Here is a 22,989-nt window from a genome sequence, read left to right on the forward strand (position 1 = left end):
TAGTGGGCTTAATAAAACGCTCTATGGGAGTGCTATTCCGGAAACTATTTACATTAATAGTGTTGAACATTCCCATGCTATTTTTCCAGAGTTAATAGGTCTGTGCCTGAATGAAAAAACACTGGAATCAGCATTATGGAGTTTTTCGGATAACCGGTTTTTGATTGGCAATTGTGATGATCTTTTTATAGAAAAAGGGCAGTCACATACTCGCATAAGATATAAAAACCGTGCGCCACACTCTGTTAATAACCCTTCAGCCATCTTTAATCTGGTGTTGCTTGGCAGTATATTGAAAAGTTATTCCCCAGGTATGAGTATGCAAATAGAGCTTACGGACTCAGCGGTTCACCATCAGACGCTGGTGAACGATCTGTTTAACAAAACCTGTTTGCTGCGCCAGGAGCACGATGCCATTATTCTGGAAAACCGCTACCTGGATTGTGAAAACGCCTCATTTAACCCGCTGCTAAATCGCTTACAAAAGAGCCATGTAAGCGCACTCAAAAAACAAATTTTCAAAGAGCCACCGCTGACCACGGCGGTGAATGCAATTATTGAACAGTGTTATTTGTCAGGGCAGGAAACTTCAGCAAACTCAATACTGGAAAAGGTATGCCAGGAGCTACGGATTAGCCGCTGGACGCTCAACCGCCGCCTGCAACTCGAGTCAGCGACGTTCACTCAGCTTCTAAACCAGCAGCAGTTGCTACTGTCGATGCGTATGCTGCGTGAATCGACGCTCTCGATTCAGGAAATCAGCGACTGCCTGGGGTTCTCTTCGCATTCCGTTTACTCACGATTCTTTAAGAATCATGTCCAGCTATCTCCTTTGCAGTTTCGGGATAAAGGTCGGGGCTGTGAGAGCGGTTGTTGATGCCAGCACTTGAGGGAGGTAAATTGCGTTAACCCCCTCTGAATATGGAATTGTAATGGCTGAAATTAAACTAAATGCAGGCGAGAAAGAGGACATTCGGCAAAAGCTGGTGGATTACTGCGAGGCGAATTTCGATTTGAGACTGGAGCAGTTTGATGCTGATTTTTTCACGGATTTCGTTATTGAGGAGCTAGGGCCTGCGCTCTATAACGCGGGTGTTGAAGAAGCTATCAAAACACATGCAACTTATTGTGAACGCATACAGGAAGAGATGGACCTGAAGAAAATCCTGTAAAAGACCCTTATTAACGTATGGAGCACGGAGGCTCACGTTCAAATACACCCGATTTAGCAGTTTGTTCTTAAGGTTTTTTTAATCTTCACAACCCTCTCAGTGGCCAATCAGGATTTTTATCTTAGTAAAGTTTAGTTCTGCCACATTTCTCACCTTTGTTTAAAAATGATAACAATTTTCATTAGCATTCCCATTTTGCTGTGGTTTAATCCGCCTCGCTATGCATTCTGGTGTTATGTACTCATTATTATGAAGGATTAACTTATGAAATTTGGCGTATCGTCCCTGTGTTCAATCGCAATGGTGACTTCCTCTGTTTTGCTGACTCCGTTCGCCGGTGCGGCCGATAACAACGAAGGAATCGTGGTTTATAACGCACAGCATGAAAACCTGGTTCAGTCGTGGGTTGACGGTTTCACAAAAGAAACCGGCATTAAAGTTACATTGCGTAATGGCGGCGACAGCGAGCTGGGTAATCAACTGGTTCAGGAAGGCAGCAAGTCTCCGGCGGACGTATTTCTGACTGAAAACTCCCCGGCGATGGTGCTGGTCGATAACGCTAAATTGTTCGCACCTCTGGATAAAAGCACTCTGGAACAGGTTGCACCAGCCTATCGCCCTGAACATGGCCGCTGGATTGGTATTGCCGCACGTAGCACCGTGTTCGTCTATAACCCGGCAAAACTGAGCGAAGCGCAATTACCGAAATCGTTAATGGATCTGGCGAAACCCGAGTGGAAAGGGCGCTGGGCCGCTTCTCCGTCAGGGGCGGATTTCCAGGCTATTGTCAGTGCTGTTCTGGCATTAAAAGGCGAAAAGGCAACGCTTGAGTGGCTCAAAGCAATGAAAACCAACTTCGTGGCTTATAAAGGCAACAGCACCGTGATGAAAGCGGTCAACGCCGGGCAGATCGACGGCGGGGTCATCTACCACTATTACCGTTTCGTTGACCAGGCCAAAACGGGCGAAAACAGCAAAAACACGGAACTCCACTACTTCAAACATCAGGACCCAGGCGCGTTTGTCAGTATCTCTGGTGGCGGCGTGCTGGCCTCAAGCAAACACCAGCAGCAGGCTCAGGCATTCATGAAGTGGATTACGGGTAAATCTGGCCAGGACACATTGCGTACCAATGATGCGTTTGAATATGCGGTAGGCGTGAATGCTGCCTCTAACCCGAAACTGGTTCCGCTGAAAGACCTGGATGCGCCAAAAGTTGAAGCATCCTCGCTCAATAGCAAAAAAGTCATTGATCTAATGACTGAAGCTGGTCTTCTTTGATTCCTTAATATAGCGATGAGTGTCTGATGTCCGTGGTCAATATTACCGATAGCCTCAATATTAACAGCCGTACAGTGCAACGCCGGCCCGCGTTTGTGATGGTGCTGTTGGCGATTGTCTTCTCAATGCTCGCCCTGATACCGCCCGCTTTTGTTGTGGTCATCGGTTTTGATACTGGCTGGGAAACGGTTAAGGCACTCATCTTTCGTCCGCGTGTTGGTGAGCTGCTCAGCAACACGTTGCTGCTGGTGGCTATTGCTGTGCCACTGTCTGTGGCGGTGGGCACATTACTTGCCTGGCTTACTGAACGAACCACGCTTGCGGGCAGGCACATCTGGTCGATGCTTGCCGTAGCACCGCTTGCGATTCCCGCCTTTGTACAAAGTTATGCCTGGGTCAGCGCGGTGCCATCAATACATGGCTTATCGGCAGGCGTATTTTTGTCTGTATTGGCGTATTACCCCTTTATTTATCTTCCTGTTGCGGCTGTTTTACGCCGTCTCGACCCGACGCTGGAAGACGTTGCCGCCTCGTTGGGTACACCGCCATGGGCGGTCTTTTTCCGTATTGTTCTGCCGCAACTAAAGCTCGCGATCTGGGGCGGAGCATTGCTGATTACGCTGCATTTGCTGGCGGAATATGGACTGTATGCGATGATCCGTTTTGATACTTTCACCACGGCCATCTATGACCAATTCCAGTCGACATTCAGTGGACCTGCGGCCAACATGTTGGCAGGCGTACTGGCGCTATGTTGCCTGGTATTTCTGGCACTTGAAGGTGTCACCCGGGGCAAGGCGCGTTACGCGCGAGTGGGAGCCGGATCCCCACGCGAACAAAATCGTCTGCATTTGAATGTGCCGTTGAGTGTTTTGGGCCAGCTATTTTCCCTTACCGTGATACTTCTGGCGTTAGTTGTCCCGCTCGCGGTGTTGTGCCGTTGGCTGTGGCTGGGCGGTATCGAAAACTGGAATCATGCCGATCTCTGGCTTTCACTACGGCAGACCTTGCTGCTGGCATCAGGCGGTGCGTTGCTGATTATTCTTGCCGGGGTCCCGATAGCCTGGCTGTCCGTGCGCCATCCGCGCCCGCTGTTTCGTGTGCTTGAAGCGTGTAATTACTTTACTAGCTCGTTGCCGGGGATTGTGGTCGCACTGGCGTTAGTCACGGTAACCATTAATTACATGCGTCCTATCTATCAGACTGAAATTACGTTGTTTCTTGCTTATTTGCTGATGTTTACGCCAAGAGCGTTAATCAACCTGCGCGCAGGTATTGCTCAAGCCCCTGTAGAGCTGGAAAACGTGGCTCGCAGTTTAGGTAAAACTCAGGCTCAGGCCATTTGCAGTATCACTTTGCGGCTTGCAGCACCAGGTGCTGCCGCTGGGGCGGCGCTGGTCTTTCTTGGTATAACCAATGAGCTCACCGCAACACTATTACTGTCGCCATTGGGCACCCGCACGCTCTCGACGGGCTTTTGGGCTCTCACCAGCGAAATAGATTATGTTGCCGCCGCCCCTTATGCGTTGCTGATGATCCTTATCTCGCTGCCGCTTACCGGAATTCTTTATGTGCAGTCTCAAAAACTAGCGGGTCTGTAAGATGATTGAACTTGCGAATATTTCTAAAAAATTTGGTCAGACATCGGTACTGGAAAATCTCAGCCTATCGGTACTGCCTGCGAGCCGTACGGTAATTGTTGGGCCATCAGGTTCGGGGAAAACCACGTTACTGCGCATTCTCGCCGGTTTTGAAACGCCGGATAGCGGGCGAATCACGCTATCCGGGAAAACGCTTTTTGACGAGAACACCTTTATTCCCGCACACCAGCGCGGTATTGGGTTTGTGCCGCAGGAAGGTGCGCTTTTCCCGCATATGAAAGTGGGCGATAACATTGCCTACGGCTTGAATGGCTCAAAACATGAAAACCGCCGACGCGTGGCGGAGTTGATGGAGCTGGTATCGCTCGACAGTCGCCTGCAACATCACTGGCCGCATGAGATTTCTGGCGGGCAGCAGCAGCGTGTGGCGCTGGCTCGGGCACTGGCACAAGAGCCGGTATTAATGCTCTTGGATGAGCCTTTTTCGGCACTCGATACCGGGCTGCGAGCTGCAACCCGCAAAGCCACGGCTGAATTACTGACCCATGCAGGTGTCGCCTCTATTCTGGTCACGCACGATCAACATGAAGCCCTCTCTTTTGCCAGCCAGATTGCGGTGATTCGTGATGGGCGCTTTACACAGGTTGGCTCACCCGTCGAGGTCTATTCGCAGCCTGTCGATGAGGCCACCGCGCTGTTTCTTGGCGATGCGTTGATATTCAACGCGCAGCTGAGTGGGGGATTTGCACGCTGTGAGCTGGGCAATATCCCAGCGGATAACCCTCAATATAGCGGCGAGAGGCGTATTATGCTGCGCCCGGAACAAGTGGTTATTTCGCCACTCAAGGCCGATTCAGAACCTCAGCCTGTTGTGACGATCATGGATGTGGATTTTACCGGTTATCTTTCGACGCTGACGCTGGCATCACCGGGTTGGCCGACACCTTTGCAGGTGAAAACCATCAGCCAGCAAAACTGGCAAGTTGGGATGGCGGTGAAACTTACGGTCAACGGCCATGCTTGCGTGCTGGCGGGGTAAGGTTGGCTATTACTGTGTAAAACCGCCGCCACCCACCAGGGCTTGCGCGCACCATTTCATTAATTGAACGGTGCCCGCAAAGCGTTATGCCTCTACCCGCTGTGAGTTAACCCCGGCATTCGCGGAATAAATCGCTGCCCGGCTGGTAGACACTGGTGCTGATGTCCCAAATCCCGAGAACCGACGAGAACAGGTTGTCATGGGAGTACGGTTTTTTCGCCGCATTATCTTGTAAACAAGAGATGTTGATGTGTTTCTCGGCGATAAAGCCCGGTGACATCCACACCTGCATCGGGATATGCGTTTGTTGATCCGGGGCCAGTTTGTAAGGCGTACCATGCAGATACAGGCCACTTTCTCCTAATGACTCACCGTGATCGGAAACGTACAGCAGCACGGTGTTGTACTGATCACTGTATTTTTTCAGTTTCTCAATCATTTGCGCTAACACATAGTCGGTGTGGCGAATGGTGTTGTCGTAGGTATTGACCAACTGCTCCTGGGTACAGTTTTCAATATCACTGCGTGAACATTCCGGCATGAAGTGGCGATGCTCTGCTGGGTAACGCTGGTAATAAGTCGGCCCATGGCTGCCAATCATATGGAAGGCGACCAGTTTGTCTCCGGCCATTTTAGCCACTTCAGCATCAAGATTTTCCAGCATCACATCGTCATAGCAGGTCTCGCCGTCACACAGTTTCGGGTTATCGGTTGGCTTGATTTCGATAGTCGGAATGCGGCTACACACACCTTTACAGCCTCCATCGTTCTCTTTCCACAACAGTGAAACCCCCGTTTTCTGCACGATGTCGAGGAGGTTGTCGCTGTTGTACGCTTTCTTACCGTCGTAGTCAGTGCGGTTCATATTCGAGAACATGCACGGTACGGAAACAGCGGTGGCGGTACCGCAGGAGTGAACATCTTTAAATGAGATAACCCCACCGGACTTGCTGGTAAAGGCGTTGGTATCTCGCGAATAACCGTTCATCGAGAAATTCTGGCTACGGGCCGTTTCACCAATCACCAGGAACATCAGCGTTGGTTTTTCTTTATTGGCAACACGTTTGGCGTCATCGCCCAGTGACTGGAAGGGTTCTTTGGTCGTAAAGTACGTATCCTTCAGATAGCGAACGGTACTGTAGACGTAGTTAGCCGGGATAATTTCTTTGTTGAGCGTGGAGTTGTTACGCCCAACCGAGGCGTAATCCTGGTAGTAAAGCGCTGCAACACCTGCAATAAGCGCCAGCGATGCCACCATCGACAGGAGGCGATATGCGATGCCTTTGTACCATTTTGCTGGATATTCAATTTTAATTAAAAACAACAAGATAGCAGGCAGTACGCCGGTCAAAAGAATCCATAAAATAATCGAGCCATTCAGATAGGAATGCGCTTCTTGCGGGTTCGTTTCAATGATGTTTTCAATCATCGATTGATCAAACATCACTTTATATTTCAGCGTCGAATAACTGACCATTGAGCCAGTAATTAGCAGCAAGGCAAAAAATGGCTTCAATAGAAAACGAATAGAGAAGGGCATGAAGACAAAATTGAGAGCCGCAACTAACACGAAAGGTATGGAGATAACGAAACCGATTTTTACATGCTCAAGATGGGTCAAGATATCGTAAAAATGCAGTAACACGGGCCAGTTGAGTAAGAAGGCAAAGACGACCGCCAACAGTAAAATCAGCGGGATGACCTTCATCCTGAAAAGTACGGGCATTAACATCTCCAACAGGTTCATTTTTATACTATTGATACACAGGCGAGCAGGATGGGTTTGCCATCGGAATTTCTGCCATAGACCACCAGAGGTGTATGTGTGAGTGTGATTATTAATGACCAACCTTAATTTAACCTTAATGTATTCCATGAGATAAAAATTAAACGGCTATTAAATGAATGCATATAAAAGAAAGGAGAGGGGAACTTTTTGGTTTTCTGGTTTTTGTGACAATTCCGTGAACTTAATTGCCTGGTGTTTATCTCGGTTTATTTATTCAAATTATTTACATCTTAATATTGACCTAAGAAATCTCTGCTAAGTTGGTTTTAATTTAACAGTGGTTTAGATAGCAGCATTGTGAATCAATCATGTTGTGCTTTTATTTAATTAACCTGCTTCATGATTAATAAAGTTTCTACTTAATTACAGGGATATCCAATGAGTGAATTTCTGCCCTTCTCACGGCCCGCTATGGGACAAGAAGAACTCGCCGCTGTAAGTGAAGTTTTGCAGTCTGGTTGGATAACAACAGGCCCCAAAAATCAGGCGCTCGAACAGGCATTTTGCGAGTTAACAGGCAATAAACACGCTATCGCAGTCAGCTCCGCGACGGCAGGCATGCATGTGGCGTTGATGGCATTGGGCATCCAGGCTGGTGATGAAGTGATTACCCCTTCTTTGACCTGGGTTTCCACTCTCAACATGATTGTGTTGTTAGGTGCCGAACCGGTGATGATCGATGTTGACCGCGATACCCTGATGGTAACGCCTCAAAGCATTGAAGGGGCGATTACGCCACGCACGCGCGCCATTATTCCTGTGCACTACGCCGGGGCTCCAGCAGATATCGACGCTATCCGCGCGATAGGTGAGCGTCACGGAATCCCTGTAATTGAAGATGCAGCACATGCCGCTGGAACCCACTATAAAGGCAAGCATATTGGCGACCGTGGGACGGCAATTTTCTCCTTCCATGCCATTAAAAACATGACGTGTGCTGAAGGCGGATTGATTGTCACTGACGACGAGCAGCTTGCAAACCGGATGCGTAGTCTGAAGTTTCACGGGCTCGGTGTTGATGCTTTTGACCGCCAGACATTAGGGCGTGCTCCACAGGCAGAAGTGATCACTCCAGGGTACAAATACAATCTCGCCGATATTAATGCAGCAATTGCCCTAGTGCAGTTAAACAAGCTTGAACAAAATAACGCGCGGCGTACTGAAATAGCTGAACGTTATTTAGCTGAGTTGGTCAATACGCCTTATTTACCGCTTGTCCATCCTCAATGGGCACATAAACACGCCTGGCATCTTTTTATTTTACGTATTGATGAATCTCGTTGCGGAATTACCCGCAATGAATTTATGGGGGCTTTAAAAGAGAAGGGAATTGGCACTGGGCTGCATTTCCGGGCCGCTCATACACAGAAATACTACCGCGAACGCTACCCAACACTCTCTTTGCCTGATACCGAATGGAACAGCGACCGTATTTGCTCCATTCCGTTATTTCCAACGATGTCCGATGACGACGTCTCGCGCGTAATCAATGCATTACGTGAAGTTGCAGGAAAATAATATGATGACCCCTTTACCGATCCACAAAGTCTCTGTGGTTATCCCGGTTTATAACGAACAAGAAAGCATACCCGAGCTTATCAGGCGCACTACGGCCGCGTGCGAAACCTTGGGTAAGGATTACGAAATTTTGCTGGTCGATGATGGCAGCAGCGATGAATCCGCCTCCATGTTGACTGATGCTGCCCAGTTGCCCGGCAGCCATATTGTTGCGGTGTTGCTCAACCGTAATTACGGCCAACACAACGCGATAATGGCCGGGTTTAGCCACGTCACCGGGGATTTGATTGTTACCCTCGACGCTGATCTGCAAAACCCGCCGGAAGAGATCCCGCGCCTGGTGGCAAAAGCTGATGAAGGCTACGACGTGGTGGGGACAGTACGCCAGAACCGCCAGGATACCTGGTTCCGTAAGCGAGCTTCACGCCTGATTAATCGCCTGATTCAAAGCACGACTGGCAAAGCGATGGGGGATTACGGCTGCATGTTGCGCGCCTATCGCCGCCATATCATTGACGCGATGCTTAATTGCCATGAACGCAGCACTTTTATTCCTATTCTGGCAAACACCTTTGCCCGTAAAGCGACCGAGATTCCGGTGCATCACGCCGAGCGCGAGTTTGGTGATTCCAAATACAGCTTTATGCGTTTAATTAACCTTATGTACGACCTGGTGACCTGCCTGACCACCACGCCGCTGCGCATGCTGAGTGTTTTCGGCAGCATTATTGCGGTGCTGGGCTTCACGCTTTCAGTTCTGCTGGTTGTTTTACGTCTTGCCTTCGGGCCGCAATGGGCGGCGGAAGGGGTGTTCATGCTGTTTGCGGTGCTGTTTATGTTCATCGGCGCGCAATTCGTGGGCATGGGACTGCTGGGTGAATACATCGGCCGAATTTATACCGATGTCCGCGCCCGCCCTCGTTATTTTATTCAGCGCGTAGTTAGCCGCGACTCAGTCTCAACTTCAAAGGAAAATCATCAATGAAAGCTGTTGTATTTGCTTATCACGACATTGGGTGTGCAGGCGTTAATGCACTGGTAGCTGCCGGTTATGACATTACGGCTATTTACACCCACCCTGATTCACCTTCTGAAAATCATTTTTTTGGGTCAGTGGCTCGCACCGCCGCAGAACATGGCATTCCGGTTTATGCCCCGGATGATGTGAATCACCCTTTGTGGGTTGACCGTATTAAATCCGCTCAGCCTGATGTGATTTTCTCGTTTTACTATCGTAATTTGCTGTGCGATGAAATTCTCAATAGCGCGACGGTAGGGGCTTTTAACCTGCATGGTTCGCTGTTGCCGCATTACCGTGGCCGTGCACCGCTAAACTGGGTGCTGGTGAAAGGTGAAACTGAAACGGGCGTCACGCTGCATCGTATGGTTAGCCGTGCAGATGCCGGTGCTATTGTGGCGCAACATCGAGTGGCTATTGCCCCGGAAGAAACGGCATTAACGCTGTATCATAAATTGACTAAAGCGGCGTCTCACCTGCTGGAAGGTATTCTTCCGGTGATCAAAACCGGGTATTTCCCGCAGGTCGAGCAAGATCACAGCAAAGCGACAGTTTTTGGCCGCCGCACGCCGCAGGATGGCTGCATCAACTGGCATTCCCCGGCTCATGAGATTGATAATCTGATTCGCGCGGTGACCGACCCGTGGCCAGGTGCATTTAGCTATGTGGGTGGCGCTAAATTTGTTGTCTGGAAAGGGCGCGTGCTCGAAGGGCTTCAGCCGGCGAAAGCGGGAACAGTGCTATCCGTAAGCCCGCTTATCATTGCCACCGGTGGCGGTGCACTGGAAATCGTTACCGGTCAAACCGAAAACGGCGTCTACATGCAGGGTTCACAACTGGCGCAAACCCTTGGCCTGGTGGCGGGTGCATTGCTCAGTAACCAACCGGTATCAGCAATAAAACGTCGCACTCGCGTGCTGATCCTCGGGGTGAATGGTTTTATCGGCAACCACCTGACCGAACGCCTGTTGCAGGACGATAACTTCGAAGTTTACGGCCTGGATATCGGCTCCGACGCTATCAGCCGCTTCATCGGTAATGAGCGTTTCCACTTTGTAGAAGGTGATATCAGCATTCACTCCGAATGGATTGAATATCACATTAAGAAATGTGATGTCGTGCTGCCGCTGGTTGCCATCGCTACACCCATTGAATACACCCGTAACCCACTGCGCGTGTTCGAGTTGGATTTTGAAGAAAACCTGAAAATCATCCGCGACTGTGTGAAATACCAGAAGCGCATTATCTTCCCATCTACGTCCGAAGTTTATGGTATGAGCACCGATAAAGTGTTCGATGAAGATAACTCGAACCTGATTGTTGGGCCTATCAATAAACAGCGCTGGATTTACTCGGTTTCAAAACAACTTCTTGACCGCGTTATCTGGGCATATGGAGAAAAAGAGGGCTTGCGCTTCACGTTATTCCGTCCGTTTAACTGGATGGGGCCGCGCCTGGATAACCTTAATGCCGCACGTATCGGTAGCTCGCGCGCAATTACTCAATTGATTCTTAACCTGGTAGAAGGTTCGCCGATTAAGCTGATTGATGGTGGTAAACAAAAACGCTGCTTTACTGATATCAGCGACGGCATCGAAGCGTTGTTCCGCATTATCGAGAACAAAAACAGCAACTGTGATGGGCAAATCATCAACATCGGCAACCCGGATAACGAAGCGAGCATTAAAGAACTGGCGAAAATGCTGCTGGAAAGCTTTGAAAAACACCCATTACGTAGCCATTTCCCGCCGTTTGCCGGTTTCCGCGAAGTGGAAAGCAGCACTTATTACGGTAAAGGTTATCAGGATGTGGAGCATCGCAAGCCGAGCATCCGCAATGCTCATCGCTTAATAAACTGGAAACCAACGGTTGAGATGGAACAAACCATTGATGAGACCCTGGATTTCTTCCTTAAAACAGTTGAACTGACGGAACCTCAGGCATGAGAAAAGTTGGCCTGCGCATTGATGTAGATACATGGCGAGGCACCCAACAGGGGGTTGCGCATCTTCTTGAGATCTTAAGTTTGCACGGTATTCAGGCCACATTTTTCTTCAGCGTTGGCCCGGATAACATGGGCCGCCATTTATGGCGGCTGGTGAAACCGCAATTTCTGTGGAAGATGCTGCGCTCAAAAGCAGCATCGCTCTACGGTTGGGATATTCTGCTGGCGGGTACGGCGTGGCCGGGTCGTAAAATCGGCGCAGGTAATGCAGATATTATTGCGGCGGCAGCCGATCACCATGAAGTCGGCCTGCACGCCTGGGATCACTTTGCCTGGCAAACCTGGGCGGGTGTCTGGGATACCGCGCAACTCGAGAAGCAAATTCAGCTTGGGTTGGATGCGTTGAGTCAGATTATCCAGCAGCCAGTGACGTGTTCCGCTGTCGCGGGCTGGCGCGCCGATCAGCTCGTGGTGCGGGCAAAAGAGCGGTTTGGTTTTAGCTACAACAGCGACTGTCGCGGCACCACGCCATTTCGGCCACTTTTACCCGACGGCAGCTTTGGGACAGTGCAAATCCCGGTGACGCTCCCAACCTGGGATGAAGTGATTGGTGATGGCGTCAGCCGTGAAGGCTACAACGGTTTTATTCTCGACCGCATCAAACAAGACGCTGGCACGCCGGTGTACACCATCCACGCCGAAGTGGAAGGTATTGTGATGCGTAAAGACTTTAGCGAATTGCTCACCATGGCCGCCCTTGAAGGGATTCAGTTCTGCCCATTAAGCGAACTGTTGCCGGAGGATTTGTCCACGCTGCCGTCGGGCAAAGTGGTGCGTGGTGTTATTGCTGGCCGAGAAGGCTGGTTAGGAAGCCAACAATTAATCGAGCGTTAAACAGATGAAATCAGCAAAGTATTCGCTAGTTCTGTTACTGGGTTTTGCTCTGCTTTACCTGCTTCCCATTGAGTTTCGCGCGCTCTGGCAACCGGATGAAACCCGCTATGCTGAAATCAGCCGTGAAATGCTGGCAGCGGGGAACTGGATTGTCCCGCATTTTCTGGATGTGCGTTATTTTGAAAAACCTGTTGCTGGATACTGGATCAATAACCTCAGCCAACTGATCTTCGGCCATAACAACTTTGCGGTACGTTTTGGCTCGGTGTTTTCTATCACGATTAGCGCATTGTTAGTCACCTGGCTGGCATTTCGTTTATGGCGCGATAAAACCACGGCGGTTATGTCCGGCGTGATTTTCCTCACCTGTCTGCTGGTTTATGGTGTCGGCACTTACGCCGTCCTCGACCCGATGATCACACTCTGGCTGGTGGCTGCTATGTGCAGTTTCTGGTGGGCGGCAAATGCGCAAACGACGGTGGCAAAAGCAGGGGGCTATTTGTTCCTTGGCCTCGTTTGCGGCATGGGAGTCATGACAAAAGGTTTTCTGGCGCTGGCGGTCCCAGTATTAGGTGTGTTGCCGTGGGTGATTGCACAAAAACGCTGGAAAGAGGTGCTGTTGTTTGGGCCACTTGCAGTATTGAGCGCGATTGCCATTACCTTGCCATGGGCACTGGCTACCGCTAAAGCGGAGCCAACTTTCTGGCACTATTTCTTCTGGGTTGAGCATATCCAACGCTTTGCTGAGAAAGATGCGCAGCATAAAGCGCCATTCTGGTATTACATCCCGTTCCTGATTGCCGGATGTTTGCCGTGGGTTGCTTTGTTGCCTGGCGCGCTAAAGCGTGGCTGGCAAGAGCGCAAAATAGAGAGCGGAACGCTTTATGTCCTGGGTTGGGTGGTCATGCCGCTGCTGTTTTTCAGTATCGCGAAAGGCAAGCTGCCCACCTATATTCTGCCGTGCTTCGCACCGCTGGCCATCTTGCTGGCACGCCATGCGACACAACTGGCTGCGTCATCAAAAACTTTAAAAGTGAATGGTTGGATCAACACTGTTTTTGGTGGGATTTGTACGTTGGTTATCCTGCTGGTGCTGGCACCATGGGGGCTTGCGAAACATCCGGTCTATGCCAGCAATGAAGTACTCAAAGTAATCCAGGCCAGCATCGCTTTTCTGGTTTGGACGCTGGTAGGGTATTTCACCACGCGCAACCACGCGAAACTCTGGCAGTGGGCCGCGCTGTGTCCGCTTGGCCTGGCACTGCTGGTTGGCGGGGTTGTTCCAGACAAAGTTATCGATTCTAAACTTCCGCAGCCCTTTATCGATGTGGTACGCCCGGAACTGGAGAGCAGCCGCTATATTCTTGCCGATAGTGTTGGCGTGGGTGCCGGTATTGCCTGGGAGCTAAAGCGTGATGACATTACGATGTATGCAAAACCAGGTGAGCTGAACTACGGCCTGACAAACTTCGCTGATGCCAAAGATAACTTTGTCTCTCGCGAAGACTTTGCCCACTGGCTGGCAACTCACCGTAAAGACGGGAATGTTTCTTTGGTTATGTTGCTGTCGAAAAATAAAGTGCCAGAAGATAATGATGTACCAGCGCCAGACCAACTCTATCGCAAAGGGCGCTTCGTTCTCTTCTTCTACGAACAAACGCCATGAGTTATTTGCTGATTGTGCTGGCCAGCCTATTGAGTTGTGGAGGCCAGCTTTGCCAAAAACAGGCCACCTGGCGACCTGGTCGTCGCCACTTATCCGGCTGGCTGGCATTAAGCGTTACGTTACTCGGTTGCGCTATGCTGCTGTGGTTGCTGGTATTACAGCGCATTCCCGTCAGCGTGGCCTATCCGATGCTAAGCCTGAATTTCATCTTTATCACCCTTGCCGCGCGTTTTATCTGGCATGAGGTTGTTTCGCTTCGGCATTGGTTGGGCATTTTGTTGATTATCGTCGGGATCTCCATTCTGGGAGGGGCTGCCTGATGGGCTACTTCTGGGCATTGATGAGCGTGCTGTTAGTCAGTTGCGCGCAGCTCATCATGAAATGGGCGATGGTGGCACTGCCATCGGTTGAAAAGCACGACGAACTGCTTGCCGCTTTTATGAGTGCAACACCTGGCGCACAAGCATTAATCGCCGGGTTACTTGCCTATGTCTTTTCAATGGCCTGTTGGTTTTTTGCATTGCGGCAAATAGCGCTGAGTAAAGCTTACCCGCTACTGAGTCTAAGTTATGTTCTGGTGTGGGCTGCGGCCATCTGGGTTCCGTGGCTGGGCGAGAGTTTCAGTATGGGCAAACTTGTCGGCGTGAGCGTGATTTTCATCGGATTGTTGTTGGTTTGTCTGCCAGAAAAAAATCGTTAATCCCGATATGCTGTTTTCTTCTAACTGATACCTTTTTGGTTTTATAAACCACAACAGGCATCCTGCTATAGTCGTTTCATTACACATTGGCAGTTATTTTTTAAGGAAAAAAGTATGCGATTGACAATACCTCACTTACGGATTGGGGCTGTCTTGCTGGCAGGTTTGATGCTGGCGGGCTGTGACCAACAAAGCAGTAATGCGAAACATATTAAAGTTGGTGTGATTAACGGCGCAGAGCAGGATGTGGCGGAAGTCGCGAAAAAAGTCGCTAAAGAGAAGTATGGCCTGGAAGTGGAGTTGGTCGGGTTTAGCGGTTCATTGCTACCAAATGACTCCACCAACCATGCAGAGTTAGATGCTAACGTTTTCCAGCATCGCCCATTCCTCGAGCAAGACAACAAAGCACATAACTACAAGTTAGTGGCGGTGGGTAATACCTTCGTGTTTCCGATGGCCGGTTATTCGAAAAAAATTAAGACGGTAGATCAATTACAAGACGGTGCCACGGTTGCAATCCCGAATGACCCAACCAATCTGGGGCGTGCTCTTCTGCTGCTGCAAAAAGAAAAGCTTATCACTCTGAAAGAGGGTAAAGGACTGCTGCCGACCGCGTTGGATATTACTGAAAACCCGCGCCATCTGAATATTATGGAGCTTGAAGGAGCACAGTTACCGCGAGTGTTGGACGATGCGAAAGTTGATGTGGCGATTATTAGTACGACTTACATCCAGCAAACAGGCTTGTCGCCGGTGCATGATAGCGTCTTTATCGAAGATAAAAACTCGCCATATGTGAACATCCTGGTTGCACGTGAAGACAACAAAGATGCGGAAAATGTGAAAGAGTTCCTGCAATCTTATCAGTCACCAGAGGTGGCGAAAGCGGCCGAAAAAATCTTTAATGGTGGGGCTGTTCCTGGCTGGTAATCACTGAAGTCATTGCAAAAACGAGTAGATTGATGGGCTGTTGCTAACAGCCCATTTTGTTATTTACGACCCAGCAAGAAGCCAAATACCACACCAACCGCCGCGGCAATCGCTAAACCGGCAATAGGGTTGGTTGACACCTGATCCCGCACATTATCTGTTGCATCTCTTACTGCGTAACTGGCTTGCGACGCATACTTTCTGGCCGCACCCTTAAATTCATCATCAGGGTTATTGGTATGTCTGCCATATAACTCCCTGGCAGTGCCTGCTGCTTCGTTGAGTTTGTCTGTTGTTTTGTCAAACATACTGAGCTCCTTAGATTTAATTGCGCAACTAAGTGTAGTTGAGAGAACCGGAGAGAAATGTTTTAAACCGAGAATTCAGACAATGTGAGAAAATCTCGCTAAGTGGGCGTTTTATCCCGGCATAGCGTTAGCGGTGATTAGTCTAAATGGCAGGAAAACAGGCAACTGCTCCTTCTCGCAGTTGCCTGTTTTCAGAGACAGAAAAAGCGTATCAAATTAACTCGGGCAGCCCTTTCAGGATCTTATCGAGCGTAACGGGATAATCTCTCACCCGCACTCCTGTCGCGTTATAGACGGCATTGGCGATGGCAGCGCTCACGCCACACAACCCCAGTTCACCGACACCTTTGGCTTTCATGGGTGAGGAGACAGGATCGGTATCGTCGAGGAAAATCACCTCCTGCACGGGGATATCGGCATGTACCGGTACTTCATAGCCTGCAAGGTCGTGGTTAACGAAATAGCCTAACCTGGTATCGACGGCTAACTCCTCCATTAGCGCGGCCCCGATCCCCATGGTCATCGCACCAATAACCTGGCTGCGGGCTGTTTTAGGGTTAAGAATTCGGCCAGCAGCGCACACTGCTAACATTCGGCGAACGCGCGTTTCACCGGTTGCAATATCCACTCCGACTTCAACGAAATGTGCTGCAAAAGTGGATTGCTGGAATTTCTTTTCGAGCTCACCAAATTCAATGTCATCCTCAACCGTTATTATCCCCGTTGCGGCGGCCTCCTTAAGAGGGGTTGAGCGGTCACCCTGGCGTATTTGTTCATTACCAAACACTGCCTGTTGCGGGTCAAAGCCCAGTTTGTTTGCCACGGCCTCGCGCAACTTCACACAGGCGGCATAAACCCCGGCCGTTGAACTATTGGCACCCCATTGGCCACCTGAGCCTGCCGAAACCGGGAAATCGGAATCCCCCAACCGCACCACGACTTTTTCTAGCGGTACGCCCAACATTTCAGCTGCTGTCTGGGCAATGATGGTGTAACTGCCGGTGCCGATATCCGTCATATCGGTTTCAACGGTGACGATACCCTGTGCATCAAGATGAACGCGTGCGCCCGATTTCATCACCAGGTTGTTACGAAAGCCTGCCGCAACACCCATGCCGACAAGCCAGTGCCCATCGCGGACTTGCGCAGGCTGAGCTTTGCGCTGCTTCCAGCCAAAGCGGTCGGCTCCGGTACGCAGGCATTCAACCAACTGGCGGCGCGAAAAAAATCGCTCAGGATTGGCAGGGTCAACCTGGGTATCGTTGAGAATGCGAAACTCAACCGGGTCGATCCCCGCTTTGGCGGCCACCTCATCAATAGCGATTTCCAGCGCCATTAATCCCGGCGCTTCTCCTGGCGCACGCATGGCATTGCCTTCTGGCAGGTCAAGTTTGGCCAGACGCAGCCCGGTATGGCGGTTGGCACCTGCGTATAACAACTCACTTTGCTGAACGGCTGTTTCCGATGGGCCTCCAGCAAGATTACCGGACCAACTCTCATGTGAGATTGCGCTAATCCGCCCGGTTTTATCCGTACCGATTTGAATATGCTGAATAGTTGCCGGGCGATGAGTGGTGTTATTGGGAATCAAGGGTCTTTGCAAAGCAATTTTGACGGGGCGTTTTGCTGCGCGAGCACCAAGTGCTGCCAGCAGCGCATCGCTACGCAGGAACAGCTTCCCGCCAAAACCACCGCCAATATAGGGTGAATAAACCCTTATATCTTCTTTGGGGAGTTTCAGAGTTTTAGCCAGGTCACTACGACACCAGTCAATCATCTGATTGGAGGTCCATAAGGTAAGCTTATTTCCATCCCACGCAGCCATAGAGGCGTGTGGTTCCATCGCCATGTGGCTTTGGTCTGGGGTGGTGTAGGTGGCATCAAACTGCACCGCAGAAGCGGCGAAAGCACTGGCAAAATCACCGGTTGATTTGTCCGGCTCTTCTTCAGATGCGGTGGTGACGGCGGGTTTTTCCTCGGCAAGATTGTATACACCCTGTTCGCGGCGGTAATCGACTTTAATCAGTTCTGACGCCGCACGAGCTTGCTCGAAGGTTTCTGCGACCACAACGGCAATGGCCTGGTGATAGTGTTCAATCGTCGGGCCTGCGAGTAGCTTTGCCGGGTTTTTTTCACCTTTTCCAAGCGGGCCTGCATTATCCACAGTCACAATAGTAATCACGCCAGGGGCTGCGCGGGCAGCTTCTAAATCAATTGAGTTGATATGCCCTTTAGCAATGGCGGAGCCCACCACATAGCCATATGCCACATTGGCTGCTTCGTTATGCCATTCGTAGGCATAGTGAGCAGTGCCGGTCGTTTTCAGGTGGCCATCAATACGATCATGGGGCTGCCCCACAACGTTGAGCTGGTCGATTGGATTATCTTTTGCCGGAGTATCAAATTTCATTGGTTTATCCCCGTGCTTGCATTAATACCGAGGCGAGCGTGCGCTGCGCCAGTATCAGTTTGAACTCGTTTTCAGGAGTAAGGTGCGCATCGGCGAATAGCCGCTCATAAACCTTTTGGCTACCATTGCTCAACAGTTGATCAGCTTCTTCAAGCCGCCACGGTTTGTGCGCAACACCACCAAGAGCTACACGTCCGGTGCCATCGGGCTGCACAATGGCGGCAACCGAAACCAGAGCAAAGGCGTAGGAGGCGCGGTCTCGAACTTTGCGATAGATATGTGTGCCGCCCAGAGGTGGAGGCAAGGTAACGGCAGTGATCAGTTCACCTGAAGTGAGTGCTGTTTCCAGATGCGGTGTGTTACCCGGTGCGCGATAGAAATCTGCCAATGGGATTTTGCGTACCTGTCCGTTGGGACTGACCGTCTCGACCGCAGCATCGAGCAGGCGCATGGCGACGGCCATATCGCTGGGATGGGTTGCGATACAGGCTCGGCTGGTCCCGACCACCGCATGCTGGCGGCTAAAACCCTCAAGAGCGGCACATCCACTGCCGGGAAGCCGCTTATTACAAGGTTGATTGGTATCATAAAAGTAGGGGCAACGCGTGCGTTGGAGCAAATTACCAGCAGTGGTTGCCTGATTGCGCAACTGGCCTGATGCTCCCGCGAGCAGCGCTCGGGAAAGTACCGCATAGTCGCGACGAATACGCGTATCTGCCGCGAGATCTGTATTGCGCACCAGCGCGCCAATGCGCAGGTCACCCTCGTCCGTTGACTCAATTTTGTTCAGCATAAGAGCGTTCACGTCAATCAGATGGGTTGGTGTCTCTATTTCAAGCTTCATCAAATCAAGAAGATTCGTTCCCCCGGCAATAAATTTGGCACCAGGATTACGTTGGGCGCTCGTAGCCGCTTCAGCCGGGGTTTTCACTCGCTCAAAAGTAAAAGCTTTCATGATTTTTGCCCCCCTGCCACATCTTCAATGGCCGCAAGAATGTTGGAATAAGCACCGCAGCGGCAGATGTTGCCGCTCATGCGTTCACGTATTTCGTCGGCGGTGGCCTGAGGAGGTGAATTCAAATCGGAGGTGACGTGGCTTGGAATGCCCATTTCGAGCTCTTTTAGGACCATAACGGAGGAGCAAATTTGCCCAGGTGTGCAGTACCCACATTGAAAACCGTCATGCTTGATGAAAGCGGCCTGCATAGGGTGCAAGTTATCCGGTTTACCGAGACCTTCAATGGTGGTGATTTCGGCATCCTGCTGCATCACGGCAAGGGTCAGGCAGGCGTTTATCCGTCGACCGTCGACGATCACTGTACATGCGCCACACTGGCCGTGGTCGCACCCTTTTTTGGTCCCGGTAAGATGCAGGTTTTCGCGCAGCGCGTCCAACAGTGTGGTTCGCGTATCAACGTCCAGTTGGTGGGATTCGCCGTTAACATTTAATGTTACGCGCGCCAATTCAGGCGGGGGAGTGGTGGACTTCGCGCTCGACCCAAAAGCGTGAGATGGCGTCATCGCCACGGTTGCGGCCGACACAACACCGACTTTGAGAAGCTCCCGTCTTGTCAGGCGAAAGCCATAATATTCAATATTAAGGTAGTGATTGCCGCTGCTGTTGCTGCTTGCACTATACAAGTGCCTTTTATTCGCTTCATGGTCATGGTTGCTCATACCGCCTCCAGTGTTCGAAAGATTGAACCAGGAAAATGGAAGTCTCTGCGATGCTAAAATTTTTATAACGAACTATTAATCATAGACGGCGCAGGCGTTGGGATTATTCCTGAATGCAGCAAAGAGGGGTAACAAGCGGCGTATCCATAACTAACCGCATACTCTGCCAGAGATGACATGCATGTTGTGCGGACACAGATATAGTGTGGCTGCCATTGCTTAATGCTGAAGTGAAAGGTGATTAACATAAAATGCTCACCACATTCACCGAATCACAACAAATGAACATTCATGATCTGTATCAAAATCATACCATCCATATAAAATATATATACCAAAGCTATGCGCCATATCATTGCTTGAGGATAGGGGGATATATATATTCAGCTCATCGCCTTCCGGTGTGATAAATACGCGGTTTTAACTATATTACGCAGATGTAACGAGGTTAATTTTCATGATTAAAAATGCATTCGTGGAAAAAAATAGTGAAGGAAATATTGTCGTTCGTGTAGAAGATAAACAGTTATCGACATTTGATGATTATAATTCCGCATTAGAATGGGCATTTTCAATTGGTTATCGTGTTTACAAAAAAGAACCTACTACCGATAAGCACGAAGAGTGTTGGGTTAAATATATACCTACGAGCCATCTATAATTTTGTTTCAGATATACGGTCATCATCTGGTTGCAATAGAATCTTTAAGAATCTAATCCGCTTTAATTAATATTGATTTAATAGGCATGCGAATGGAGTTAAGACATATTCGTTATTTTCTGGCCGTTGCCGATGCCAAAAGCTTTACCTATGCAGCAGAAGTGCTGGGTATTGGCCAACCGCCTCTCAGTATACAAATACGAGATCTGGAAAATGAAATTGGTACCAAATTGTTTCATCGCATCGCCCGAGGCGTTGAATTAACCTCCGCGGGAACCGCATTTTATGATGCGGTAAAAGTGTTGCCGGGTTTGGTAGAAGAAGCAAAATCATCAGCACTTCTCGCTTCGCGTGGCGAACTTGGGGTGCTTAAAGTTGGTTTTACTTCATCTTCGTCATTTAATTCCGTGGTCACGCGTAGTATTAAAAAATTTAAAAGCGATTACAAAAACGTCAGCCTGCAATTAGATGAGGCGCACACCGATAATCTCATTAAAGCCGTAGAAAATGGCGCTATTGATGTGGCTTTTGTCCGTACTGACCATCTTTATAGTGAACTGCTGGAGCTTCATTTAATTCTCCAGGAGCCTTTGGCAATTGTGTTGCCTGAGCAACATCCGTATATCGCGCAAAGTCATATCACATTGAATCAGTTGGCAAATGAAGAGATGATTCTGTGTCCGCGAGATTACAGTGTGCACCTGCACGACACAATCGTTGCGTTGTTTGAAAAAGCAGGTTGTGTCCCAACGGTGAAGCAAACTGCACCACAATTATCATCCATTATTAATCTGGTTTCTGCAGGCGTTGGAGTCTCGATTGTTCCCTCATCAATGAAAGCCATGAGTCACTCATCATCCGGTGTTGCATTTTATGATATCACGGAAGAGGGAGCTTATATTCCATTGGCGTTAGTCAGCCGGGTACATGAGCGCTCGCCAATTGTGAAAAAGTTTATTAATAATGTCGCCGCAGCACAGGCTGAAATAATGTCTGATGAATAAAGAAATCGCTTAGTATATATAAATAAAACGGTATCTGTCTTGCATTCGACAGGTATCGTTCAATCTATGGAATTCAAAGAAATAGCTTAAACACAGGGTGATCGAGTGTGCATGTCAATTTTTATTGCCATGGTACTGTTTATCCAGAGTAAAGAGTGAATGAAGAAATCTATTTTTTCGGTGCATCGTGACAGGCCGATAGGCCCTCGGGAATTATATATTCATCACAATTACCGCATAATACATGGCATCCGCATCGCTGTAGCGTTCGTATTGACATTCCTGATAATCAGGATGGCGAATTTACCAGACCATTCCTGGCCACTTATTACACTCGTGGTGGTTATGGGGCCAATAAGCTTTTGGGGGAATGTTATTCCTCGCGCATTTGAACGTATGGCAGGTACGTTAACTGGTGCGATATTGGGTATCATCGCCTTGCATATTGAAATGTACTCATTGCCTTTAATGATGGCATGGTGCGGTTGTGCACTATTTATATGTGGTTATTTAACAATGAGTAAGCGTCCATATGCCGCCTTGCTTATTGGTATCACAATGGCGGTAGTAAGTAGTGCTCCGGCTGGTGATTTTCAAACTGCATTATGGCGTAGTACAAATATTATCCTTGGCTGTATTCTGGCAATGCTTTTTACCAGTATCTACCCGCAACGGGCCTTTATTCACTGGCGTATCCAGTTAGCGAATTTTTTGACTGATTTTTCGAAAATAAATGCTACGGGCTTCTCCTGGAATGTTCTGAGTCGGCCAAACCTGACGAAACTGGACTCACGAATACTCGGGAATGTGGTGAATATGCGCAACCTGATTATGCCGGCAAGTCGAGAGGCTGGAATATCTAAAGAGCTTCTAAACGAGATTCAGTCCATTGCCCGAGATATGATCGCTACGCAAGTATTACAGTCTAATGCTCATTGGGCCTCGCGCAGCAGCCGCTTTCTTATTCTGAATTCGCGCACTCTTGCACAAGTGCAGCAGATGACTCAGAAAACGTTGCAAACACTGGCCATGGCTCTGCATGAGGGAAATCCATCACCCGCGGTGGCAAATAGTGAGCGTTTAACTGATATAACGAAAGAATTGCATGAGTTGTTAGTAGCCCATCCGGGGGATGAGGTCGTTGAAAATGCTATCCACGGGTATGTCTGGTTGAGCCTTCAACTTGCTCTCAAGCTTGAAAAACTATCAACTTTAATCACTCATGCTTTAACAGCGCAGAGAGGTTAATACATCTGGGGTGAACCAAAGCTCAGTAGAATCATTTCAGACACCAGGCTCGTTTTGATACCTGGCACTGTGGGATGGGGTTTTCATATATGCAAGAAAGTGATTTAGGTAGGGTGCAGATTATTTTC

At 49.5% G+C, this 22,989-nt stretch carries 21 protein-coding genes; 16 read left to right on the plus strand and 5 right to left on the minus strand.

Going from position 1 to position 22,989, the window contains the following annotated elements; all coding sequences use genetic code 11:
• Positions 1 to 319 precede the first annotated feature (319 nt).
• The 5 genes from LVQ76_RS03570 (at position 320) to LVQ76_RS03590 (ending at position 5,093) form a co-directional block, all read left to right on the plus strand.
• Positions 320 to 877 (plus strand): helix-turn-helix domain-containing protein, encoded by a 558-nt coding sequence (locus tag LVQ76_RS03570; RefSeq protein ID WP_232920997.1) that lies wholly within the window; start codon positions 320 to 322, stop codon positions 875 to 877.
• A gap of 55 nt (positions 878 to 932) precedes the next feature.
• Positions 933 to 1,172, plus strand: coding sequence for a DUF2164 domain-containing protein (locus tag LVQ76_RS03575; RefSeq protein WP_154148909.1), 240 nt, complete (start codon positions 933 to 935; stop codon positions 1,170 to 1,172).
• A gap of 264 nt (positions 1,173 to 1,436) precedes the next feature.
• Positions 1,437 to 2,453 carry an iron ABC transporter substrate-binding protein gene (locus LVQ76_RS03580; protein ID WP_232903392.1) on the plus strand — a complete coding sequence of 339 codons (1,017 nt, stop codon included), beginning with the start codon at positions 1,437 to 1,439 and terminating at the stop codon, positions 2,451 to 2,453.
• 98 nt (positions 2,454 to 2,551) lie between these two features.
• Positions 2,552 to 4,054, plus strand: a complete 1,503-nt coding sequence (locus LVQ76_RS03585; RefSeq protein WP_370640067.1) for an ABC transporter permease — start codon at positions 2,552 to 2,554, stop codon at positions 4,052 to 4,054.
• A gap of 1 nt (position 4,055) precedes the next feature.
• Positions 4,056 to 5,093, plus strand: a complete 1,038-nt coding sequence (locus LVQ76_RS03590; RefSeq protein ID WP_232920999.1) for an ABC transporter ATP-binding protein — start codon at positions 4,056 to 4,058, stop codon at positions 5,091 to 5,093.
• Positions 5,094 to 5,199: 106 nt separating this feature from the next.
• Here the strand turns inward: LVQ76_RS03590 and LVQ76_RS03595 are convergent, their stop codons facing one another.
• On the minus strand, positions 5,200 to 6,819 hold the full coding sequence (locus tag LVQ76_RS03595) for a phosphoethanolamine transferase (protein WP_232921000.1): 1,620 nt from the start codon (positions 6,817 to 6,819) through the stop codon (positions 5,200 to 5,202).
• A 441-nt stretch (positions 6,820 to 7,260) separates the two neighbouring features.
• Here LVQ76_RS03595 and arnB point away from each other — a divergent pair, with 441 nt between their 5' ends.
• From arnB to nlpA, 8 genes are all read left to right on the plus strand, one after another.
• Entirely contained in the window at positions 7,261 to 8,400 is a 1,140-nt protein-coding gene (gene arnB / locus LVQ76_RS03600; protein ID WP_232921001.1) for a UDP-4-amino-4-deoxy-L-arabinose aminotransferase, read from the plus strand.
• A gap of 1 nt (position 8,401) precedes the next feature.
• Positions 8,402 to 9,385, plus strand: coding sequence for an undecaprenyl-phosphate 4-deoxy-4-formamido-L-arabinose transferase (gene arnC / locus LVQ76_RS03605; protein WP_232863486.1), 984 nt, complete (start codon positions 8,402 to 8,404; stop codon positions 9,383 to 9,385).
• Positions 9,382 to 11,364 carry a bifunctional UDP-4-amino-4-deoxy-L-arabinose formyltransferase/UDP-glucuronic acid oxidase ArnA gene (gene arnA, locus LVQ76_RS03610; protein WP_232921002.1) on the plus strand — a complete coding sequence of 661 codons (1,983 nt, stop codon included), beginning with the start codon at positions 9,382 to 9,384 and terminating at the stop codon, positions 11,362 to 11,364. Before arnC ends, arnA begins: the two co-directional genes overlap by 4 nt.
• A complete protein-coding gene (arnD, locus tag LVQ76_RS03615) occupies positions 11,361 to 12,257 on the plus strand; it encodes a 4-deoxy-4-formamido-L-arabinose-phosphoundecaprenol deformylase (RefSeq protein ID WP_232921003.1) in 897 nt (298 codons plus the stop codon). Before arnA ends, arnD begins: the two co-directional genes overlap by 4 nt.
• 4 nt (positions 12,258 to 12,261) lie before the next feature.
• On the plus strand, positions 12,262 to 13,923 hold the full coding sequence (gene arnT, locus LVQ76_RS03620) for a lipid IV(A) 4-amino-4-deoxy-L-arabinosyltransferase (protein ID WP_232921004.1): 1,662 nt from the start codon (positions 12,262 to 12,264) through the stop codon (positions 13,921 to 13,923).
• Positions 13,920 to 14,243: a 4-amino-4-deoxy-L-arabinose-phosphoundecaprenol flippase subunit ArnE gene (gene arnE, locus LVQ76_RS03625; RefSeq protein WP_232903399.1), complete on the plus strand. Its 324-nt coding sequence runs from the start codon at positions 13,920 to 13,922 to the stop codon at positions 14,241 to 14,243. The genes arnT and arnE overlap by 4 nt, the downstream gene beginning before the upstream one ends.
• Entirely contained in the window at positions 14,243 to 14,623 is a 381-nt protein-coding gene (gene arnF, locus LVQ76_RS03630) for a 4-amino-4-deoxy-L-arabinose-phosphoundecaprenol flippase subunit ArnF (RefSeq protein ID WP_232921005.1), read from the plus strand. The genes arnE and arnF overlap by 1 nt, the downstream gene beginning before the upstream one ends.
• Positions 14,624 to 14,737: 114 nt before the next feature.
• Positions 14,738 to 15,553 carry a lipoprotein NlpA gene (gene nlpA, locus LVQ76_RS03635; RefSeq protein WP_232921006.1) on the plus strand — a complete coding sequence of 272 codons (816 nt, stop codon included), beginning with the start codon at positions 14,738 to 14,740 and terminating at the stop codon, positions 15,551 to 15,553.
• Between the two features lie 59 nt (positions 15,554 to 15,612).
• Here nlpA and LVQ76_RS03640 read toward each other — a convergent pair whose 3' ends face one another.
• The 4 genes from LVQ76_RS03640 to paoA all read right to left on the minus strand — a co-directional run bounded on the left by LVQ76_RS03640 (position 15,613) and on the right by paoA (position 19,846).
• On the minus strand, positions 15,613 to 15,861 hold the full coding sequence (locus tag LVQ76_RS03640) for an ElaB/YgaM/YqjD family protein (RefSeq protein WP_064511796.1): 249 nt from the start codon (positions 15,859 to 15,861) through the stop codon (positions 15,613 to 15,615).
• A gap of 211 nt (positions 15,862 to 16,072) precedes the next feature.
• A complete protein-coding gene (gene paoC / locus LVQ76_RS03645) occupies positions 16,073 to 18,271 on the minus strand; it encodes an aldehyde oxidoreductase molybdenum-binding subunit PaoC (protein WP_232921007.1) in 2,199 nt (732 codons plus the stop codon).
• Positions 18,272 to 18,275: 4 nt separating this feature from the next.
• The gene (locus tag LVQ76_RS03650) at positions 18,276 to 19,226 is read right to left on the minus strand and encodes an FAD binding domain-containing protein (RefSeq protein ID WP_232921008.1); all 951 of its coding nucleotides are present in this window, start codon (positions 19,224 to 19,226) and stop codon (positions 18,276 to 18,278) included.
• Positions 19,223 to 19,846 (minus strand): aldehyde dehydrogenase iron-sulfur subunit PaoA, encoded by a 624-nt coding sequence (paoA, locus tag LVQ76_RS03655; protein ID WP_233337891.1) that lies wholly within the window; start codon positions 19,844 to 19,846, stop codon positions 19,223 to 19,225. Before paoA ends, LVQ76_RS03650 begins: the two co-directional genes overlap by 4 nt.
• A gap of 559 nt (positions 19,847 to 20,405) precedes the next feature.
• Here paoA and LVQ76_RS03660 point away from each other — a divergent pair.
• From LVQ76_RS03660 to LVQ76_RS03670, 3 genes are all read left to right on the plus strand, one after another.
• Positions 20,406 to 20,609, plus strand: coding sequence for a hypothetical protein (locus LVQ76_RS03660; protein ID WP_232921009.1), 204 nt, complete (start codon positions 20,406 to 20,408; stop codon positions 20,607 to 20,609).
• A gap of 92 nt (positions 20,610 to 20,701) precedes the next feature.
• The gene (locus LVQ76_RS03665; protein WP_232921010.1) at positions 20,702 to 21,613 is read left to right on the plus strand and encodes a LysR family transcriptional regulator; all 912 of its coding nucleotides are present in this window, start codon (positions 20,702 to 20,704) and stop codon (positions 21,611 to 21,613) included.
• Positions 21,614 to 21,772: 159 nt separating this feature from the next.
• On the plus strand, positions 21,773 to 22,861 hold the full coding sequence (locus tag LVQ76_RS03670; protein WP_232921012.1) for an FUSC family protein: 1,089 nt from the start codon (positions 21,773 to 21,775) through the stop codon (positions 22,859 to 22,861).
• Positions 22,862 to 22,989: the final 128 nt, after the last annotated feature.

The organism is Buttiauxella cochleicola, from assembly GCF_021283185.1.
Taxonomy (GTDB): domain Bacteria; phylum Pseudomonadota; class Gammaproteobacteria; order Enterobacterales; family Enterobacteriaceae; genus Buttiauxella; species Buttiauxella massiliensis.

What these genes read in the sequence shown, in the direction of transcription:
- LVQ76_RS03570 (WP_232920997.1), top strand. Translation starts at nt 320, where the DNA reads ATGCAAATAGAGCTTACGGACTCAGCGGTTCACCATCAGACGCTGGTG.
- LVQ76_RS03575 (WP_154148909.1), top strand. Translation starts at nt 933, where the DNA reads ATGGCTGAAATTAAACTAAATGCAGGCGAGAAAGAGGACATTCGGCAA.
- LVQ76_RS03580 (WP_232903392.1), top strand. Translation starts at nt 1,437, where the DNA reads ATGAAATTTGGCGTATCGTCCCTGTGTTCAATCGCAATGGTGACTTCC.
- LVQ76_RS03585 (WP_370640067.1), top strand. Translation starts at nt 2,552, where the DNA reads ATGGTGCTGTTGGCGATTGTCTTCTCAATGCTCGCCCTGATACCGCCC.
- LVQ76_RS03590 (WP_232920999.1), top strand. Translation starts at nt 4,056, where the DNA reads ATGATTGAACTTGCGAATATTTCTAAAAAATTTGGTCAGACATCGGTA.
- LVQ76_RS03595 (WP_232921000.1), bottom strand. Translation starts at nt 6,819, where the DNA reads ATGCCCGTACTTTTCAGGATGAAGGTCATCCCGCTGATTTTACTGTTG.
- arnB (WP_232921001.1), top strand. Translation starts at nt 7,261, where the DNA reads ATGAGTGAATTTCTGCCCTTCTCACGGCCCGCTATGGGACAAGAAGAA.
- arnC (WP_232863486.1), top strand. Translation starts at nt 8,402, where the DNA reads ATGATGACCCCTTTACCGATCCACAAAGTCTCTGTGGTTATCCCGGTT.
- arnA (WP_232921002.1), top strand. Translation starts at nt 9,382, where the DNA reads ATGAAAGCTGTTGTATTTGCTTATCACGACATTGGGTGTGCAGGCGTT.
- arnD (WP_232921003.1), top strand. Translation starts at nt 11,361, where the DNA reads ATGAGAAAAGTTGGCCTGCGCATTGATGTAGATACATGGCGAGGCACC.
- arnT (WP_232921004.1), top strand. Translation starts at nt 12,262, where the DNA reads ATGAAATCAGCAAAGTATTCGCTAGTTCTGTTACTGGGTTTTGCTCTG.
- arnE (WP_232903399.1), top strand. Translation starts at nt 13,920, where the DNA reads ATGAGTTATTTGCTGATTGTGCTGGCCAGCCTATTGAGTTGTGGAGGC.
- arnF (WP_232921005.1), top strand. Translation starts at nt 14,243, where the DNA reads ATGGGCTACTTCTGGGCATTGATGAGCGTGCTGTTAGTCAGTTGCGCG.
- nlpA (WP_232921006.1), top strand. Translation starts at nt 14,738, where the DNA reads ATGCGATTGACAATACCTCACTTACGGATTGGGGCTGTCTTGCTGGCA.
- LVQ76_RS03640 (WP_064511796.1), bottom strand. Translation starts at nt 15,861, where the DNA reads ATGTTTGACAAAACAACAGACAAACTCAACGAAGCAGCAGGCACTGCC.
- paoC (WP_232921007.1), bottom strand. Translation starts at nt 18,271, where the DNA reads ATGAAATTTGATACTCCGGCAAAAGATAATCCAATCGACCAGCTCAAC.
- LVQ76_RS03650 (WP_232921008.1), bottom strand. Translation starts at nt 19,226, where the DNA reads ATGAAAGCTTTTACTTTTGAGCGAGTGAAAACCCCGGCTGAAGCGGCT.
- LVQ76_RS03660 (WP_232921009.1), top strand. Translation starts at nt 20,406, where the DNA reads ATGATTAAAAATGCATTCGTGGAAAAAAATAGTGAAGGAAATATTGTC.
- LVQ76_RS03665 (WP_232921010.1), top strand. Translation starts at nt 20,702, where the DNA reads ATGGAGTTAAGACATATTCGTTATTTTCTGGCCGTTGCCGATGCCAAA.
- LVQ76_RS03670 (WP_232921012.1), top strand. Translation starts at nt 21,773, where the DNA reads ATGAAGAAATCTATTTTTTCGGTGCATCGTGACAGGCCGATAGGCCCT.